Annotated in this window: 16 protein-coding genes; 13 read left to right on the forward strand and 3 right to left on the reverse strand. The window is 70.3% G+C overall.

From position 1 onward, the window contains the following. The first annotated feature begins 23 nt into the window (after window positions 1–23). A complete protein-coding gene (locus BHU06_RS11370; RefSeq protein WP_070399532.1) occupies window positions 24–482 on the forward strand; it encodes a carboxymuconolactone decarboxylase family protein in 459 nt (152 codons plus the stop codon). 15 nt (window positions 483–497) lie between these two features. Here the strand turns inward: BHU06_RS11370 and BHU06_RS11375 are convergent, their stop codons facing one another. Continuing rightward, window positions 498–1,388: a LysR family transcriptional regulator gene (locus BHU06_RS11375; RefSeq protein ID WP_070399310.1), complete on the reverse strand. Its 891-nt coding sequence runs from the start codon at window positions 1,386–1,388 to the stop codon at window positions 498–500. A gap of 101 nt (window positions 1,389–1,489) precedes the next feature. Between BHU06_RS11375 and BHU06_RS11380 the strand changes: the two genes are divergently transcribed. Further along, the gene (locus BHU06_RS11380; protein ID WP_070399533.1) at window positions 1,490–2,104 is read left to right on the forward strand and encodes an FMN-dependent NADH-azoreductase; all 615 of its coding nucleotides are present in this window, start codon (window positions 1,490–1,492) and stop codon (window positions 2,102–2,104) included. Between the two features lie 21 nt (window positions 2,105–2,125). Here the strand turns inward: BHU06_RS11380 and BHU06_RS11385 are convergent, their stop codons facing one another. Beyond that, entirely contained in the window at window positions 2,126–2,632 is a 507-nt protein-coding gene (locus BHU06_RS11385) for a LysR substrate-binding domain-containing protein (RefSeq protein ID WP_070399311.1), read from the reverse strand. Window positions 2,633–2,948: 316 nt separating this feature from the next. On the opposite strand from BHU06_RS11385, the gene BHU06_RS11390 reads away from it, so the two are divergent. The 10 genes from BHU06_RS11390 to BHU06_RS11435 all read left to right on the forward strand — a co-directional run bounded on the left by BHU06_RS11390 (window position 2,949) and on the right by BHU06_RS11435 (window position 14,586). Then, window positions 2,949–3,965 carry a TRAP transporter substrate-binding protein gene (locus BHU06_RS11390; RefSeq protein ID WP_070399312.1) on the forward strand — a complete coding sequence of 339 codons (1,017 nt, stop codon included), beginning with the start codon at window positions 2,949–2,951 and terminating at the stop codon, window positions 3,963–3,965. Between the two features lie 52 nt (window positions 3,966–4,017). After that, entirely contained in the window at window positions 4,018–4,503 is a 486-nt protein-coding gene (locus tag BHU06_RS11395; protein WP_070399313.1) for a TRAP transporter small permease, read from the forward strand. 66 nt (window positions 4,504–4,569) lie between these two features. Next, window positions 4,570–5,856: a TRAP transporter large permease gene (locus tag BHU06_RS11400; RefSeq protein ID WP_070399314.1), complete on the forward strand. Its 1,287-nt coding sequence runs from the start codon at window positions 4,570–4,572 to the stop codon at window positions 5,854–5,856. 33 nt (window positions 5,857–5,889) lie between these two features. Then, window positions 5,890–7,344: an NAD-dependent succinate-semialdehyde dehydrogenase gene (locus BHU06_RS11405; protein ID WP_070399315.1), complete on the forward strand. Its 1,455-nt coding sequence runs from the start codon at window positions 5,890–5,892 to the stop codon at window positions 7,342–7,344. Between the two features lie 27 nt (window positions 7,345–7,371). Then, window positions 7,372–8,793 (forward strand): Rieske 2Fe-2S domain-containing protein, encoded by a 1,422-nt coding sequence (locus BHU06_RS11410; RefSeq protein WP_070399316.1) that lies wholly within the window; start codon window positions 7,372–7,374, stop codon window positions 8,791–8,793. Between the two features lie 20 nt (window positions 8,794–8,813). Then, window positions 8,814–9,776 (forward strand): PDR/VanB family oxidoreductase, encoded by a 963-nt coding sequence (locus BHU06_RS11415; protein ID WP_083293173.1) that lies wholly within the window; start codon window positions 8,814–8,816, stop codon window positions 9,774–9,776. A 90-nt stretch (window positions 9,777–9,866) separates the two neighbouring features. Beyond that, complete coding sequence (locus tag BHU06_RS11420) at window positions 9,867–10,640, forward strand: GntR family transcriptional regulator (RefSeq protein WP_070399317.1); 774 nt, start codon at window positions 9,867–9,869, stop codon at window positions 10,638–10,640. Window positions 10,641–10,674: 34 nt separating this feature from the next. Next, the gene (locus BHU06_RS11425; protein ID WP_070399318.1) at window positions 10,675–12,132 is read left to right on the forward strand and encodes a sulfatase-like hydrolase/transferase; all 1,458 of its coding nucleotides are present in this window, start codon (window positions 10,675–10,677) and stop codon (window positions 12,130–12,132) included. Window positions 12,133–12,144: 12 nt separating this feature from the next. Next, the gene (locus BHU06_RS11430; RefSeq protein ID WP_070399319.1) at window positions 12,145–13,782 is read left to right on the forward strand and encodes a GMC family oxidoreductase; all 1,638 of its coding nucleotides are present in this window, start codon (window positions 12,145–12,147) and stop codon (window positions 13,780–13,782) included. Beyond that, window positions 13,783–14,586, forward strand: a complete 804-nt coding sequence (locus BHU06_RS11435; protein ID WP_083293174.1) for a TSUP family transporter — start codon at window positions 13,783–13,785, stop codon at window positions 14,584–14,586. 4 nt (window positions 14,587–14,590) lie between these two features. On the opposite strand, the gene BHU06_RS11440 is transcribed toward BHU06_RS11435, so the two are convergent. Beyond that, window positions 14,591–15,352: an IclR family transcriptional regulator gene (locus BHU06_RS11440; protein ID WP_070399320.1), complete on the reverse strand. Its 762-nt coding sequence runs from the start codon at window positions 15,350–15,352 to the stop codon at window positions 14,591–14,593. A gap of 96 nt (window positions 15,353–15,448) precedes the next feature. Here BHU06_RS11440 and BHU06_RS11445 point away from each other — a divergent pair, with 96 nt between their 5' ends. Next, window positions 15,449–16,249, forward strand: coding sequence for an SDR family oxidoreductase (locus BHU06_RS11445; protein WP_070399321.1), 801 nt, complete (start codon window positions 15,449–15,451; stop codon window positions 16,247–16,249). The last annotated feature ends 94 nt before the right edge of the window (window positions 16,250–16,343 follow it).

A 16,343-nucleotide genomic window follows, 5' to 3' on the forward strand; every position in this document is an offset into this window, starting at 1 on the left:
TCTCACAACGAAAGGTGATCCTCGTGAACGCTCCCCGTCTCCCCTGGACCGAGATCGCGCCCAAGACCTACCAGGCCATGGCCGCCGTCAAGGCCAGCACCATGCGCTCCACGCTGGGCAAGGGCCTGATGTCGCTGATGGACCTGCGCGTGTCGCAGATCAATGGCTGCGCCTTCTGCGTCGACATGCACACGCGCGAGCTGCGCCAGCACGGCGAGGCCTGGCAGCGCATCAACAGCCTGTGCACCTGGCGCGAGACGGTGCTGTACAGCCCGCGCGAACGCGCGGCGCTGGCCTGGGCCGAGGCATTGACGCGCCTGCCGGACGGGCACGCGGGCCACGACGCCGCCTTCGACGCGCTGCGCGACCACTTCAATGACCAGGAGATCGTTGAACTCAGCTGGACCATCGCCCAGATCAACACCTGGAACCGCATGGCCGTGGGCATGCACGCGCCGCTGCCCGACAAGCCGATCGAATAACGCTAGCCGCTGCGCTTAACCGGCCCCGCGCGCGTTGGCCAGCAGGATCTCGGCCAGGCGCTGCGCGGCCGGGCCGGCGCCCTCGCGGTCGCCGAACACCAGGTACAGGTCGGCGAAGCGCTCGCCGCCGCGCCGCATGGGCAGGGGCTTGAGCCGGCCCGCGTCGAGGTCCTGGCGGATCAGTTCCTCCGGCAGCCAGGCGAAGCCGTGGCCGCCGCGCGCGGCCTCGATGGAGGTGGAGATGTGGCTCACCGTCCAGCGGCGCGGCGTCTGCACCGCCGGCTCGTGGCCGCGCTGCGGGCTGGTCTCGCGCACCACCAGGTGGCGGTGCTGCCGCAGGTCGCGCAGCGTGACGGCGCGGTCCAAGCGGTGCAGGGGGTGGTCCGGGTGGGCCACCAGCAGGAAGCGCACGCGCATCAGGTGCTGGCCCTCGTAGCCCGTGGGCACGGTGCCGTAGATGGCGATGTCGATGCCGCCTTCTTCCAGCAGCGAGCTGCGGTGGCCGAGCACGGCCTCCACCACCTCGACGCGCGTGTGCTCGGCGCTCTGGCCGAAGCGCTCCAGGCAATCGAACAGGCGCCGGTTGGGGTAGATCACCTCCACCGCCAGCCGCAGCTCGGCTTCCCAGCCCAGCGACAGGCAGGCCGAGGCCGATTCCAGCGCGGCGGCCTCGGCCACCAGGTAGCGCGCGCGCTGGTAGAGCTGCTCACCGGTGGGCGTGAGCCGGGCCTTGCGGCCCTCCAGCTCGAACACCTGCACGCCCAGCTGCGCCTGGATCTGCTGCACCGCGTAGGTGACGGAGGACTGGCTGCGGCTGAGCTGCTCGGCCGCGCGCGCGTAGCCGCCGGCCTCCACCACGGCCACCAGGGCGTTCCATTGATCGAGCGTGACGCGGGGGTGGGCCATGGCTTTTATGATCGATTGAGTAGATGGTTTTGAGCGGAATTTTGCGCTTTTTCATTCGATCAGTCGATGTTTCAATGGCGCATCCCAACAAGGAACCCGCCATGAAAACCCTGCTCCTGATCCGCTCCAGTCTCCTGCTCGGCAACGGCCAGTCCAACCGCCTGGCCGACCGCTACGTCGCCGCCTGGCAGGCCGCCCACCCCGAGGGCCGCGTCGTCGTGCGCGACCTCGCGACCCAGCCCGTGCCGCACCTGGACCTGGCGCGCGTGGGCGCCTTCTCCACGCCGGCCGAGCAGCGCACGCCCGAACAGCAGGCCCTGGTGGCCGAGTCCGACGCGCTCATCGCCGAGCTGCAAAGCGCCGACGTGGTGGCGCTGGGCCTGCCGCTCTACAACTTCGGCATCCCGTCCACGCTCAAGGCCTACTTCGACCACATCGCCCGCGCCGGCGTCACCTTCCGCTACACCGCGGCCGGCGCCGAGGGCCTGGTCAAGGGCAAGCAGGTGCTGGTGTTCGCCGCGCGCGGCGGCCTCTACCAAGGCCAGCCGCACGACACGCAGACGCCCTATGTGCGCAACTTCCTGGGCTTCCTGGGCATGACCGACGTGCGCTTCGTCTTCGCCGAGGGCCTGGCCATGGGCGAGGAACCGCGCCGCGAAGGCCTGCGCGCCGCCGAGGCGGACATCGACGCCCTGCTGGAGCCCGTGGCCGCCTGAGCGCGGTGGCGCCGCAGCCCCTTAGGCGGCTCCCGTGGCCGAACGGCCCAGGTGCTGCGCCAGCGCGCGCAGCAGCGGCGCCGCCGCGGGCGTTAGCGGCACGCCGCGGCGTGCGATCGAGAAAAACTCCATGGTCACCATGGGCTGGCCCATGCGGTGCACGTCGACCGCATAGCGCCGGCAGGTGCTGGCCGCGAAGGCGGGAAGCACCGCCACGCCCTGGCCGGCTTCGGCCATCGCGATCAGCGTGTGCAGGTGAGCGAACACCGGCCGGTCCTCGCGCGGCAGCGCGGGCGCGAGGCGGGCGTCCACGAGCTGCTGGATCGCGTTGTCCGCTGGCAGCGCCAACAGCGGCCGCGCCCGCAAAGCGGCCCAGCTCAATGTGCCGCGGCCATTGAGGGCGGCGGTCAGCGTGCCGCGCGCGCCCACGGCCACCAGCGGCAAGCGCAGCAGCAGCTCGCGCGTGGTGGCCGGCGACTCGCACAGCAGCACACCCACGCCCACATCCACTTCGCCACGTTCCACCATTGACTGGATCTGTCGGCGGGCTCAACGGCGGCGGCCACCACCAAGCCGCGGCACCGCAAGAACACCATGATGCGCTGAGCCAGCCCCCGCCGCTGGCTCGGTCCAGGCCGGTCGCCTCCTTGGCGATCGGCCTTTTTTATAGGCCTCCTCTCGATGTAAGCGCCAGCTTCATGGCATGACCTGGTGCTAGGGTTTCCCCGATCTTCTTCAGAGCTATGGTCCTATATAGTTCATCGCAGTTGGCGCAGACCAACGCACCCATCCACCACCAGATCCAGGAGACAAGATGTCCAGCACATTCGCTCGAAGGGCGGCCTTGGCCGCCCTCGCCACCGCCGGGGCGCTGGTCGGCGGCCTGTTCGCCACCGCGGCCTCGGCCCAGGAAATCACCATCAAGTACGCCAACGTCATGGCGCCGGCGCACGACACCAGCAAGGGCGTGGACAAGTTCGCCGAACTGGTGGCGAAGAAGTCCAACGGCCGGATCAAGGTGCAGCACTTTCCGGGCGGCCAGCTGGGCAGCGACAAGGAAACCTACGAGGCCGCGCAGCAGGGCCTGCTGCAGATCGCCGGCGGTTCGTACGCCAACCTCGTCACCATCACCCGCGCTTTCGAGGTGCTGCACCTGCCCTACATCTTCGACAGCCGTACCGAGGCGCACCGCGCGCTCGACTCGGCCAAGGTGCGTGAGGCCATCAACAAGGAACTCGACCAAGTCGGCCTGCGCTGGTTGATGACCTTCGAATTCGGCTTCCGCGACATCAACACCACCAGCAAGAAGGTACTGGAGCCCGGCGACCTGGGCGGCCTGAAGATCCGCGTCTCACGCTCGCCCACGGAGGTGGGTGGCGTGAAGGCCTTCGGCGGCACGCCGGTCACCGTCGACTGGCCCGAGGTCTACAACGCGCTGCGCTTCAAGGTGGTCGATGGCGAAGCCCAGCCCTTCGGCACCATGGTCAGCGCCAAGCACCACGAGATCATCAAGGAGCACCTCGAGCTCGACTGGCAGTACTACGGCTTCGTGGGAATGATCAGCACCAAGCAGTGGAATGCCTATCCGCAGTGGGCGCGCAAGGTCATCGAAGAGGCCGCGACCGAAGCGGAGCAATACCACCGCCGCATCTGGGCCGAGGAAGACGAGAAGGCGAAGGCGGCCTACCTCAAGGCGGGCGGCCAGATCACCGTGCCCACGCCGGCCCAGCGGGCCCTCTGGGTGAAGGCGGGCCAAGGCATGTGGGGGTCGTCCGGCATCGACAAGTCGCTCATCGACCTGGTCCGCGCCGAGGCCACCGCCACCGCGCCGGCCGCCAGCGCCACCACCGCCGCCAAGTGAAGTCGCGCCCCGCCTGGTGTTCGGGCGGGGTGTCACCCTAGGGATACGCCCCATGGAAAAGCTGCTCGATCGCGCCACCGCCGCGCTGGTGGCCCTGCTCGTTGCGACGATGGTCGCCGTCATCCTCGCCTCGGTCTTCACGCGCTACGTGCTCAACGACCCGCTGAGCTGGGCCGAGCAGGTGGCCAAGTACCTGATGATCTGGGCCGCCTTCCTGGGCGCCAGCATCGGCATCAAGGAGGGCGCGCACATCGCGGTGACGGTGCTGGTCGACGTGTTGCCGCCTTCGCTGCAGCGCATCTGCTCCTACCTGGGGTACGCGCTCACCGCGGCCTTCCTGTCGGTGGCGCTGTACCAGGGCGTGCTGTTCACGAACAAGGTGCGGCCGCACTCGGATCCGCTGGTGTGGGAGATGAGCATGGCCTGGGCCTATGCCGCCATCCCGGCCGGCTGCCTGCTCATGCTGGTGCAGCTGGCCTTCGTGTTCTTCAAGGGCGACGGCGGCCAGAAGATGTCGTCTACCGCCAGCATGACATGAGCCCGGCGCGCCCCCGCGGCCCGGTGCCCCTACTTCCCTTCATTCCTGTCTGACACGAGGTTGCTCATGGGTGCCACCCTGATGCTGACGTTCCTGGGCGTGCTCGCCATCGGCGTGCCCGTCGCCTTCGCCCTGGGCATCGCCGCCATGGTCATCTTCACGGTGATCAACCCTTCGCTTCTGGCCCTGGTGCCGCAGCGCATCTTCACCGGCATGGACCTGTTCGCGCTGGTGGCCGTGCCCTTCTTCATCCTCGCCGGCGAGCTCATGGGTGGCTCGGGCATCCTCGACCGCATCATGGCCTTCTCGCGCATGGTGGCCGGCGGCATCCGCGGCAGCGTGGCGCAGGTCACCATCCTGGTGAGCATGATCTTCGGCTGGATCAATGGCTCGGGCGTGGCGGGCGCCAGCGCCGTGGGCTCGATGATGATCCCCACGGCGACCAAGCAGTACGGCAACGCGGGCTTCGCCTGCGCTGTCACCGCCTGCGCCTCGACGGTGGGGCCCATCATTCCGCCGTCCGTGCCGATGATCATCTACGCCCTGGTGGCGCAGAACGTCTCGGTGGGCGCGCTGTTCGCCGCGGGCGTGGTACCGGGCCTGCTGATCGGCCTGGGGATGATGGCCATCGTGTACTTCATCGCGCGCCGCCGCAACTACCCGGCCGACGGTGGCCGCTACACACTGGGCCAGCGCTTCGTGATCTCGCGCCAGTTCCTGGTGGCCCTGCTGCTGCCGCTGATCATGGTGGGTGGCATCGTCTCCGGGGCCTTCACACCGGTGGAGTCGGGCGCCATCGCCGTGCTCTACGCGATGCTGGTGGGCTTCTTCGTCACGCGAACCCTGGACCTGAAAGGCCTCTACGCCGCGCTGCGCAAAACCGGGGTGATCTCCTCGGTGGTGTTCCTGATGATGGGCGTGGCCAACGTCGCCGCCTGGATCATGACCACCGAGCAGGTGCCGCAGGCCGCGGCCGAGGCGATCCGCGCGTTCACCGACGACCCGCTGGTCTTCCTGCTGCTGGTCAACCTCATCCTGCTGATCGTTGGCTGCCTGTTCGACACCGTGGCCGCGATGGTGATGTTCGGCCCCATCCTGATCCCCATGGCCGAGGCCTTCGGCATCGACCCGCTGCACTTCGGGGTGATCGTCTGCATCAACCTGATCATCGGCATGGTCACGCCTCCGGTGGGCATCTGCCTGTTCGTGGTGTCGGGCATCGCCAAGACGCCGATCGAGCGCGTGGTCAGGGAGAGCCTGCCGTTCCTGTTCTGGCTGCTGGCGGTGCTGGCCATTGTCACTTACCTGCCGCAGAGCTACCTGTGGCTGCCCCGGCTGATGGGCTACGCCTGAGCGGCCTTCCTTCACGCCCTTGCCCGATTCAACATGAACGACAACGCCTATCCCTCAAGCCTCGAGCTGCTGGTGGCTGGTCAATGGCGCGGCCTGGCGGGCCGCGACAGCCTGCCGGTGGTCAACCCCGCCACACAGCAGGAAATCGGCCGCCTGCCCGTCGCCACCGATGCGGACATCGACGACGCACTGGCTGCCGCGCAATCGGCCTTCGAATCCTGGTCGCGCACCAGCGCCTGGCAGCGCGCCGCCGTACTGCAACAGGCCGCCCGGCTCATCGATGCGCGGCGCGATCGCATCGCCACCCTGCTGACGCTGGAGAACGGCAAGCCGCTGGCCGACGCGCAGGGCGAGATCGACCGCGTGCTGGAGGCGCTGCAGTACTGCGCCGAAGAGGCCAAGCGCGCCTACGGCCGCATCCTGCCGCCGCGCGCGCCGCTGCTGGTGCAGTCCACGGTCAAGCGCGCCATCGGGCCGGTGGCCGCGCTGGTGCCGTGGAACTTCCCGGTCTTCCTGGCGGCGCGCAAAGTGGCGGCGGCGCTGGCCGCGGGCTGCACGGTGGTGCTCAAGCCCGCGGAAGAGACCCCCGCCGCTTGCGTCGAGCTCGTGCGCGCCTTCGTCGACGCCGGCGTGCCCACGGGCGCGCTGAACCTGCTCTATGGGGTGCCGGCGCAGATTTCGCAGCGGCTGATCGCCTCGCCCGTGATCCGCAAAATCTCCTTCACCGGCTCGGTGCCGGTGGGCCGGCTGCTGGCCACGCAGGCCGCGCAGCACCTCAAGCCCTGCACCATGGAGCTGGGTGGGCACGCGCCGGTGATCGTGTTCGACGACGTGGACGTGGACAAGGCCGTGCGCGCCTGCGTGGCCTTCAAGTTCCGCAACGCCGGCCAGGTCTGCCTGTCGCCCAGCCGCTTCTATGTGCAGTCGGGCGTGCAGGAGGCCTTCACGCGCCGCTTCACCGAACTGGCCAAGGCCATTCGCGTGGGCGACGGCCTGCTGCCCGACACGCAGATGGGGCCGCTGCAGAACGCGCGCCGCCTGGAGGCCGCCAGCCGCCTCGTCGAACAGGCGCACGGCGAAGGCGCGCGCGTCGAAACCGGCGGCGGCCGTCTGGGCCGCCAGGGCTTCTTCTTCGCGCCCACCGTGCTGAGCCAGGTGCCCGCCAGCGCGCGCATCTTGGCCGAGGAGCCGTTTTGCCCGGTCGCGCCCATCGTGGGCTTCGACACCTTCGACGAGGCCATCGCCCAAGCCAACGCCACCGAATTCGGGCTGGCGGCCTACGCCTTCACCCAGCGCCTGGACCGCGCCGCCGAGTTCACCGAGCGCATCGAGGCAGGCTGGATCGGGGTCAACAGCTTCACGCCCTCGCTGTCGGACGCGCCCATCGGCGGCATGAAGGACAGCGGCCTCGGCTACGAGGGCGGCCCTGAGGGCCTGGACGCCTACCTGCACATCCGTTTCATCAGCCAGGCCAACGCGCTGGCCTGATCGATCGACTTCATCAGGAGAACACACATGACCAACACCGCCAAGGCCCAACCCCTGCGATTCACGGGCTACCAGCAACGCAACAAGCCTGGCCCTGACCTGGAGCTCACCAGCACCGAACCCGGCACGCCCATGGGCGAGTACATGCGCCGCTACTGGCAGCCGGTGTGCCTGTCCGAGGAACTGAAGGACGTGCCCAAGGCCATCCGCATCATGAGCGAGGACCTGGTGGTGTTCCGCGACAAGAGTGGTGACATCGGCGTGATGCACCGCCACTGCTCGCACCGCGGCGCTTCGCTCGAGTACGGGATCATCGCCGAGCACGGCATCCGCTGCTGCTACCACGGCTGGCACTACGGCATCGACGGCCGACTACTCGACGCGCCGTGCGAGGCCGATCCCACGCGCCTGAAGGAGACCGTTTGCCAGGGGGCCTATCCCGCCTTCGAGCGCCACGGCCTGGTCTTCGCCTACATGGGCCCGCCGGAGTCGCAGCCGCCGTTCCCCGAGTTCGACAGCTACGGCTTTCCCGCCGATACCAAGCTGGTGCCGTTCTCCAACATCTACCCCTGCAACTGGCTGCAGGTGTACGAGAACATCATGGACCACATGCACACCGCCGTGCTGCACAACAAGATGGTGGTGGACGGTGTGGACGCGGCGGTGGCCGACGGCGTCTCGCTCGAAGGCTTCGGCGACATGCCCGTCATGCAGTGGGAGCCCACCCGAACGGGCAATGGCTGCGTCTTCGTGGCTGGCCGGCGCTTGCCCGACGACAAGGTCTGGGTGCGCATCACCGAGATGGTCTTCCCGAACTACCTGCAGATCGGCTCCCTGCTGCCGACCGCCGCGCGCGAGCGCCACGGCACCTCGGGCTGTACCCGCTGGAACGTGCCGGTGGACGACGAGCACATGATCATCTTCGGCTACCGCCACTTCAACAGCACCGTGGACCCGGACGGGCTCGGGGTGGAAGCCGACTGCGGCGTCGACAAGATCGACTTCCTGGAAGGCCAGACCGGCAACCGCAGCTACGAAGAAGGCCAGCGCGCCCCGGGCGACTGGGAGGCCCTGGTGAGCCAGCGCCCCATCGCGATCCACGCCCTGGAGCACCCCGGCAGCTCCGACGTGGGCGTGTACCTGTGCCGCAAGCTGCTGCGCGAAGCCGTGCGCGGCAAGGCCTCGCCCGACCCTTTGTACGAGCGCCTGACCGCCGAGGGCCGCAGCCTGCCGCTGTACGCGCAGGACAGCGTGCTGCACGCCGCGGAGCTGCCGCGCGCCGAGGACCGCAAGCTCGTGCTCTCGCTCGGCAAGCGCGTGCTCGACATCATGCGATCGGCCGACGATCTGCCGACGCCTGCCCAGCGCGACGCCTTCGTGCGCGAGCAGCTCGACCGCATCGACGGCGGCCTGCAGGTGCTGGGCCAGGCCGAGACCCAGGCGGGCTGACCCCAAGCAGGAGCCGTTCCGTGAAGCTGCGAGTCCGATCCATCACGCACGAGGCCGAGGGCATCCTGTCCTTCGAACTGGTCGACCCGGCCGGCGCGCCGCTGCCAGCCTTCGAGGCCGGCGCGCACCTGGACGTGCGGGTGCCTGGCGCCAGCATGTCGCGGCGCTATTCGCTGTGCGGCCCCACCGGGGACACGCGGCACTGGCGCATCGCCGTGCTGCGGGTGACCCACAGCCGCGGCGGTTCGCGCGCCATGCACGAGCGCGTACGCCCCGGCGATCTGCTGGAGGTGTCCGGGCCGCACAACTTCTTTCCGCTGTGGGAGCAGGCCGAGCGCAGCCTGCTGCTGGCCGGCGGCATCGGTGTCACGCCGCTGCTGGCCATGCTGCACCGCCTGCGCGCGCAGGGCCGGCCGGTGGTGCTGCACTACTGCTCGCAGAGCCCCGAGCGTACGGCGTTTCGCGAACTGCTTGAGCCGCTGGTGGACGAAGGCCTGGTCCACTTCCACCACGACAACGGCGACCCGCGGACCGGGCTCGACATCGAGGCCCTGCTGCGGCCGGTACCCGATGGCACGCACCTCTACTACTGCGGGCCGGGCGGCTTCATGCAGGCGGTGCAGCGGGCCAGCGCCCACTGGCCCGAGGGCAGCGTGCACTGCGAGTACTTCGGCGCCGAGCCGGCGGCGCCCGCGCCCTCGGCGGCGCCCGGCGAAGGGGATGGCGACGGTGTGCCGGTGCGGCTGTTGCGCTCCGGTCGGACCCTGCAGGTGCGGCCGGCGCAAACGCTGCTGCAGGCCTTGCGCGAGGCCGGGGTCGATTGCGCCAGCTCCTGCGAAGCCGGTGTCTGCGGCACCTGCCAGGTGGCCTACCGCGACGGCACGCCCGAGCACAACGACCTCATCCTGAGCGAAGAAGAACGCGCCTCGCAGGTGCTGGTGTGCTGCGCCCGCGCCCGCGAACCCTTCAGCCTGGACATCTGAGCACCGGCATGATCCGCACGGCTTTCCACACACGATCCGCACCCGGGCATGGGGCCCGGGCACACGCCACCAAGAAGGGAGGGGCGCGCCATGAGCACCGTTGAAGAATTCTTCCAGGTCCTGCAACTGCCCGACCGCAGCGGCCGACCCAAGTACCAGCGCCTGGCCGACACGCTCGTGGACGCGATCCGCCAGGGCCTCTGGCGACCCGGTGACCGCCTGCCGCCCGAGGAGGAGCTGACCCAACTCACGCCGTTCAGCCTGGGCACGGTGCAGCGCGCCCTGCGCGACCTGTCGGAGCAGGGCCTGGTGATCCGCCAGCACGGCCTGGGCAGCTTCGTGGCTGACCCGCCGCGCGAGCTGCAGGACCCCTGGCACTGCCGCTTCGTCGGCGACGACGGCGAAACCCTGCTGCCCATCTTTTCGCAGGCGGTGGCCCGCGTCGCGGTGCAGGGGCAGGGGCCCTGGACGCGCCACCTCGGCGTGGAGGCCGAGGTCATGCGCCTGGACCGCGTGATCATCGTCAACGACGAATTCCGCATCTTCAGCCGCTTCTATGGCGACCGCCGCGTGCTGCGCCACCTGTGGGAGATGCCCATGGAGGAGCTGCACGGCGCCAACTTCAAGAAGGTGATCGTGCGCCAGTGCCAGCTGCCCATCACCGAGATCACGCACTGCGTGAGCACGCGAACCTTCGATGACGAGGCCTGTGAGCGCATCGCCATGCCCGCCGGCACCAGCGGCCTCTACATGTACGCGAGCGCCTACGCCGGCCGCGAGCGCTGCGTCTACTTCCAGGAATTTTCGATCGCGCCCAACGGGCGATCGCTGCAATTTCCCGAGACCACCGTCTCGCCGTTCTGACCCGACCGACCCCCTTTCCCGAGGCAAGACCGCCATGAAAACCCCCGCCCGCAACCTGATCGTCATCATGTCCGACGAGCATTCGCCCAAGGCCCTCGGCTGCTACGGCAGCGAGATCGTGCGCACGCCGAACCTGGACGCGCTGGCCGCGCGCGGCACGCGCTTCTCGGCCGCGTACTGCAGCAGCCCGGTGTGCATTCCCGCGCGCGCCTCGTTCGCCGTCGGCAAGTACATCCACCAGGTGGGCTACTGGGACAACGCCGACGCCTACGACGGCGCCATCCCGAGCTGGCACCACCACCTGCGCGAGCGCGGGCACGACGTGGTCTCGATCGGCAAGCTGCACTTTCGCAAGACCGGCGAAGACCACGGCTTCAGCGACGAAATCATCCCCATGCACATCATCGAGGGCAAGGGCGACCTGATGGGCCTGGTGCGCAGCGAACTGCCGGTGCGCAAGGGCGCTTACAAGATGGCGCGCTATGCCGGCCCTGGCGAGAGCCAGTACACCTTCTACGACCGCGAGATCACCGCGCGCGCCCAGGTGTGGCTGCGCGAGGCGGTGCGCCGCGAGTCCGACAAGCCCTGGGTTCTGTTCGTGTCGCTGGTGGCGCCGCACTTCCCGCTCACCGCGCCGCCCGAGCACTACTACCACTACTACGAACAGAACCTGCCCATGCCCAAGCTCTACGAGAAGGGCGAGCGGCCCACGCACCCCTACCTGGTCGACTACGCGCGCAGCTTCAACTACGACGACTACTTCGACCGCGAAACCGTCAAGCGCGCGGTGGCCGGCTACTACGGCCTGTGCTCCTTCCTCGACGAGAACATCGGCAAGATCCTGCGCACGCTGGAAGAGACCGGACTGGCCGACAGCACGCGGGTGATGTACACCTCGGACCACGGCGACAACATGGGCACGCGCGGCCTGTGGGGCAAGTCCACCATGTTCGAGGAGACCGCCGGCGTGCCGCTGATCATGGCGGGCGAAGGCATCCCGCGCGGGCACACGGTGGACACGCCGGTCAGCCACGTGGACGCCTACCCCTTCATCCTCGACGCCGTGGGCCACACCGATCCCTCGCTGCGCGAGGGCTACCCCGGCGTCTCCCTGTTCGACACCGCCGCTGGCGCGGTGCCCGACCGCAACGTGCTGGTCGAGTACCACGGCATGGGCTCCACCACCGGCGCCTTCATGATCCGCCACGGCCGCTACAAGTACGTGCACTACATCGGCTATCCGGCGCAGCTGTTCGACCTCGAAACCGACCCCGAGGAGCTGAACGACCTGGCCTCCAACGGGCGTTACGCGGCCGTGCTCGACGAATGCCACCAACGCCTGCTGCGCGTGTGCGATCCCGAGGAGGTGGACCGCCGCGCCAAGGCGCGCCAGGCCGAGCTGCTGGCGCAGAACGGTGGCCGCGAGGCGGTCATCGAACGCGGCGACCTGGGCTTCACGCCGGCGCCGGGCGCCGTCATCGCGTTCGATTGACGGGGGCCGGGCATGAGCGACCAGGGCTATGACTTCATCGTTGTCGGCGCGGGTTCGGCCGGCGCCACGCTCGCCTCGCGCCTGGCCGAACGGCAGCGCGGCCGGGTGCTGCTCGTGGAGGCCGGTGCCTCGCGCGAGCGCGACTTCTGGATCCGCGCGCCCATCGGTATCGCGCGGGTGGTGGGCGATCCGCGCTACGTGTGGACCTTCCGCACCGAAGCGCAGAACGCCCTGGTGGGGCAGAACGTGTACTGGCCGCGCGGGCGCATGCTGGGTGGCAGCAGCGGCGTCAACGGCACCATCTACGTGCGCGGCGAAGCGGACGAGTTCGACCATTGGCGCGAGCTGGGCTGCGAGGGCTGGAGCTACGCCGACCTGCTGCCGTACTTCCGCCGGCTGGAGACCACGGCCGTGGGCGACGCGGCCTACCGCGGGCGCGAAGGCCCGGTGCACGTCAGCACGCTGGGCGACATGCGCGATCCCTTGTCCGATGCCTTCCACGCCGCCTGCGTGAGCGCCGGCATTCCCGCCAACCCCGACTACAACGGCGAGCGCTACGAGGGCGTGGGCTACCTGCAGCTCAATACCCGCCACGGCCAGCGCTGCGACACGGCCACGGCCTACCTGAACGGGCGGCGCGCCGAGCACCTGCACGTGGTCACCGAGGCCACGGTCACGCGCGTGCTGTTCGATGGCCGCCGCGCGGTGGGCATCGAGTACCTGCAGGGCGGCGAGCGCCGCCAGGCGCGGGCGGCGCGCGAGGTGATCCTGTCGGCCGGCCCGATCAAGTCGCCGCAGTTGCTGGAGCTCTCGGGCATTGGCCAGGCCGAGCGCCTGCGCGAGTTGGGCATCGGCGTGGTCCATCACCTCGCCGGCGTCGGTGAGAACCTCATCGACCACGTGCAGACGCGCGTGACCTACGAGGCCAACCGGCGCGTCGGGCTGAACCAGGTGGTGGGACACCCCATCCGCCAGACGCTGATGGGCCTGCGTTACCTCACCACGCGCAAGGGCCTGATGGCCACGCCCGCCTTCACCATCCACGCGCTGGCGCGCACCGCCCGCGATCGGCAGCTGGGCCGCACCCGTCCCAGCGTGAAGATCCAGCTCGCCCAGCTGAGCGGCAACGCCCGCTTCGAGATGACCACCGGTGGCACGCCGGGCGCCATGCTGGACGACTACCCGGGCTTCTCCATCGGCTGCTTCCAGCTGCGCCCGCGCTCGCGCGGCCAGGTGCACGTGGCCAGCGCGGACGCGATGGCCGATCCCGTCATCGACCCGCGCTACCTCACGCACGAGGACGATTGCGCGGACGTGGTGGCCTCGGTCCGCCTGGCGCGCCAGGTCGCGTCGCAGCCGGCGCTGGCCGGCTTCATCGTGCGCGAGACGCGCCCGAGCGAGCAGGCGCGCAGCGATGACGAGCTGCTGGCCTACGTGAAGAAGTCCGCCGCGACCTCCTTCCACCCCGTGGGCACCTGCCGCATGGGCGCCGACGAGCAGGCCGTGGTCGACGCCGCGCTGCGCGTGCGCGGCGTCGACGGCTTGCGCGTGATCGATTCGTCCGTGATGCCGACCATGCCTTCGTCGAACACCAACGCGGCGTCCATCATGGTGGGCGAGAAGGGGGCCGACCTGGTCCTGGGGCGCTGAGTGCCGCCGGGGCTGTCCGAGCTGGCGCCGCTCGCCTGGCCCCACGCGCCCTGGCTGCTGCTCCTGGCGGTGCTGGTGTCCTTCGTGGCCGGCGTGGTGCGCGGCTTCGCCGGCTTCGGCTACTCGGCGCTGGTGGTCGCGGCCTTGTCGCCCTTCGTCGCACCGGGGCCGGTGGTGGTGGCGGTGCTGATGCTCGAGGTGCTGGCCTCGCTGCGCGTGCTGCGCCAGGCCGGGCCCTTGATGGACCGTGGCTGGCGCGACGCCCTGCTGGGCGGCAACCTGCTGTTCGTGCCGCTGGGCATGGCCGGCCTGGCCTGGCTGGACCCGGGCGTGGTGCGCGTCGTGGTGGCGGCCTTGTTGCTGGCCGGCGCGCTCGGCGTGCGCCTGGTGATCGGCCGCCGGCTACAGGCCACGGTCTCGCTGCGCGCCACGGCGGCCGCGTCGTCGGGCCTGCTGAACGGCTTCGCGGCCTCGGGTGGCATCGTGGCGGCGCTGCTGATGGCGGCCACGGGCATGCCGGCGACCACGCTGCGCGCCACCATGATCAACCTGCTGATGTGGATCAGCGCCTACGCCTTGCTCTGGGGCGCGGCGCTGTCCTTCGTGGGCCGCTCGCCGTTGTTCGGCGCGCAGGCCCTGGGCTGGCTGCTGTTGCTGTGGGTGCCCCTGCTGGCGGGCATGCGCGTGGGCGGCCGCGCCTTCGAGCGCACAGACGCGCGGCGCCAGGCGCGGCTGGTGCTGGACGTGCTGATCGGCGCCGCCGCGCTGGGGCTGCTGGTGGCCTGCCTGGCCCGCCCCGCCTGAGGCCTCACAGCGTGCGCGCCAGCGCCTGCGCCGCCTCCGCCAGGCGCGGCAGGAACGCGGGCAGCCGCGCCAGCGGCACGCGCGCCGACGGCGCCTGCAGCGCCAGCGCGCAGCGCAGGCCGCGCTCGCCGCTGGCCCGCACCGGCACCGCGATGCAGACCAGGCCGTCGACGAACTCCTCGGCGTCGAAGGCGTGGCCCTGGCGGCGGATGGTCGCCAGCTCGGCCTCCAGCGCGTCGCGCCGCACCAGCGTGGTGGCCGTGTGGTGCGTGAGGCTCAGGCCATCGAGCAGGGCCCGGCGCCGCGACGGATCCAGGTGCGCCAGGAACAGCTTGCCGCTGGCCGAGCAGTGCAGCGGCACGCGCGTGCCCGGGCGCAGCTCCAGCCGCAGCGGAAACGCCGACTCCACCCGGTCCAGGTAGACCACCTCGGCGCCCGACAGGGCCGTGAGGTTGCAACTCTCGCCCAGCTCGGCCACCAGCTGGCGCAGCACCGCGTGGCGCACGCCGTGCTGCGTGCTCGCGCCCAGCGCGTCTTCGCTCAGGCGCAGCAGGCGCGGCGCCAGCGCGTAGCGCCGGCCGTCCGGTTCGCGCTGCAGCCAGCCGCCCATCTCCAACTGCTGCAGCATGCGGTGCACCGTGGGCTTGGGCCAGCCGGTGCCGGCCACCACCTCGGGCAGGGCCAGGGGCCGGCCCTCGCGCACCAGGTGCTCGATCAGGTCCATCAGGCGCAGGCCCGGACTGGTGGGGGAGGCGGGTTCTTCCATGTCTCGAATTCCGAGACAAATCAATAAAAGTTTTCGAGACGCAGTGTAGGCCCCCCCTACAGTCGCCGGCAATAACCCACAGAGGAGGCCCGCGCCTTGCGATTCCACAACGCCGTGCTCACCGGCGCCTGCGGCGGCTTCGGCCAGGCCCTGGCGCGCCAGCTCATCGCGCAGGGCGCCCGGGTGGCCCTGATCGGCCTGAACCGCGCCGCGCTGGACGAACTCGCCGCGCTCGCGCCCGAGCGCTGCGCCGTCTACACGCCCGACGTGAGCGACGCCGCCGCCATGGCCGCCGTGGGCGCCGACTGGCTCGCCCGCTTCGGCGCGCCCGACCTCGTGATCGCCAACGCCGGCGTGGCCGGCGGCTTCGACACCGCCCGCCCCGACGACCTGCGCGTGATGCGCCGCATGCTGGAGATCAACCTGCTGGGCGTGGCCACCAGCTTCTCGCCCTTCCTGGGCGCCATGAAGGACGCCGGCCGAGCGGCCGCGCTGGTGGGCGTGGCCAGCATCGCCGGCTGGCGCGGCATGCCGGGCAACGGCGCCTACTGCGCCAGCAAGGCCGGCGTCATCGCCTACCTGCAAAGCCTGCGCGCCGAGCTGCGGCCCACGGCCCTCACCGTGCACACCGTGAGCCCGGGCTACCTGCGCACCGCGCTCACCGCCGGCAACCGCTTCGCCATGCCCGGCCTGCTGGAGCCCGACGAGGCCGCGCGCCGCCTGCTCGCGGGCGTGGCGCGCGGCACCGAACACATCGTGCTGCCGCGGCGCATCGGCTGGCTCTCGCGCCTGCTCGACCTGCTGCCCGAGAGGCTGCACGACAAGATCCTGCTGGGCCAGCCGCGCAAGCCGCGCGCCGGCGAACCCGGCGCCACCGACATCCCCGGACTGAAATGACGACCACCCCTGCCGCGCTTCGCGCGACCCCCTCAAGGGGGCGACACCAGCCGTCTGGCCAAGCCAGCCCGGCGGTGTCCCTGGGTCAAACCCG

Source organism: Hydrogenophaga sp. PML113 (assembly GCF_001777155.1).
Classification (GTDB): Bacteria; Pseudomonadota; Gammaproteobacteria; order Burkholderiales; family Burkholderiaceae_C; genus Hydrogenophaga; species Hydrogenophaga borbori.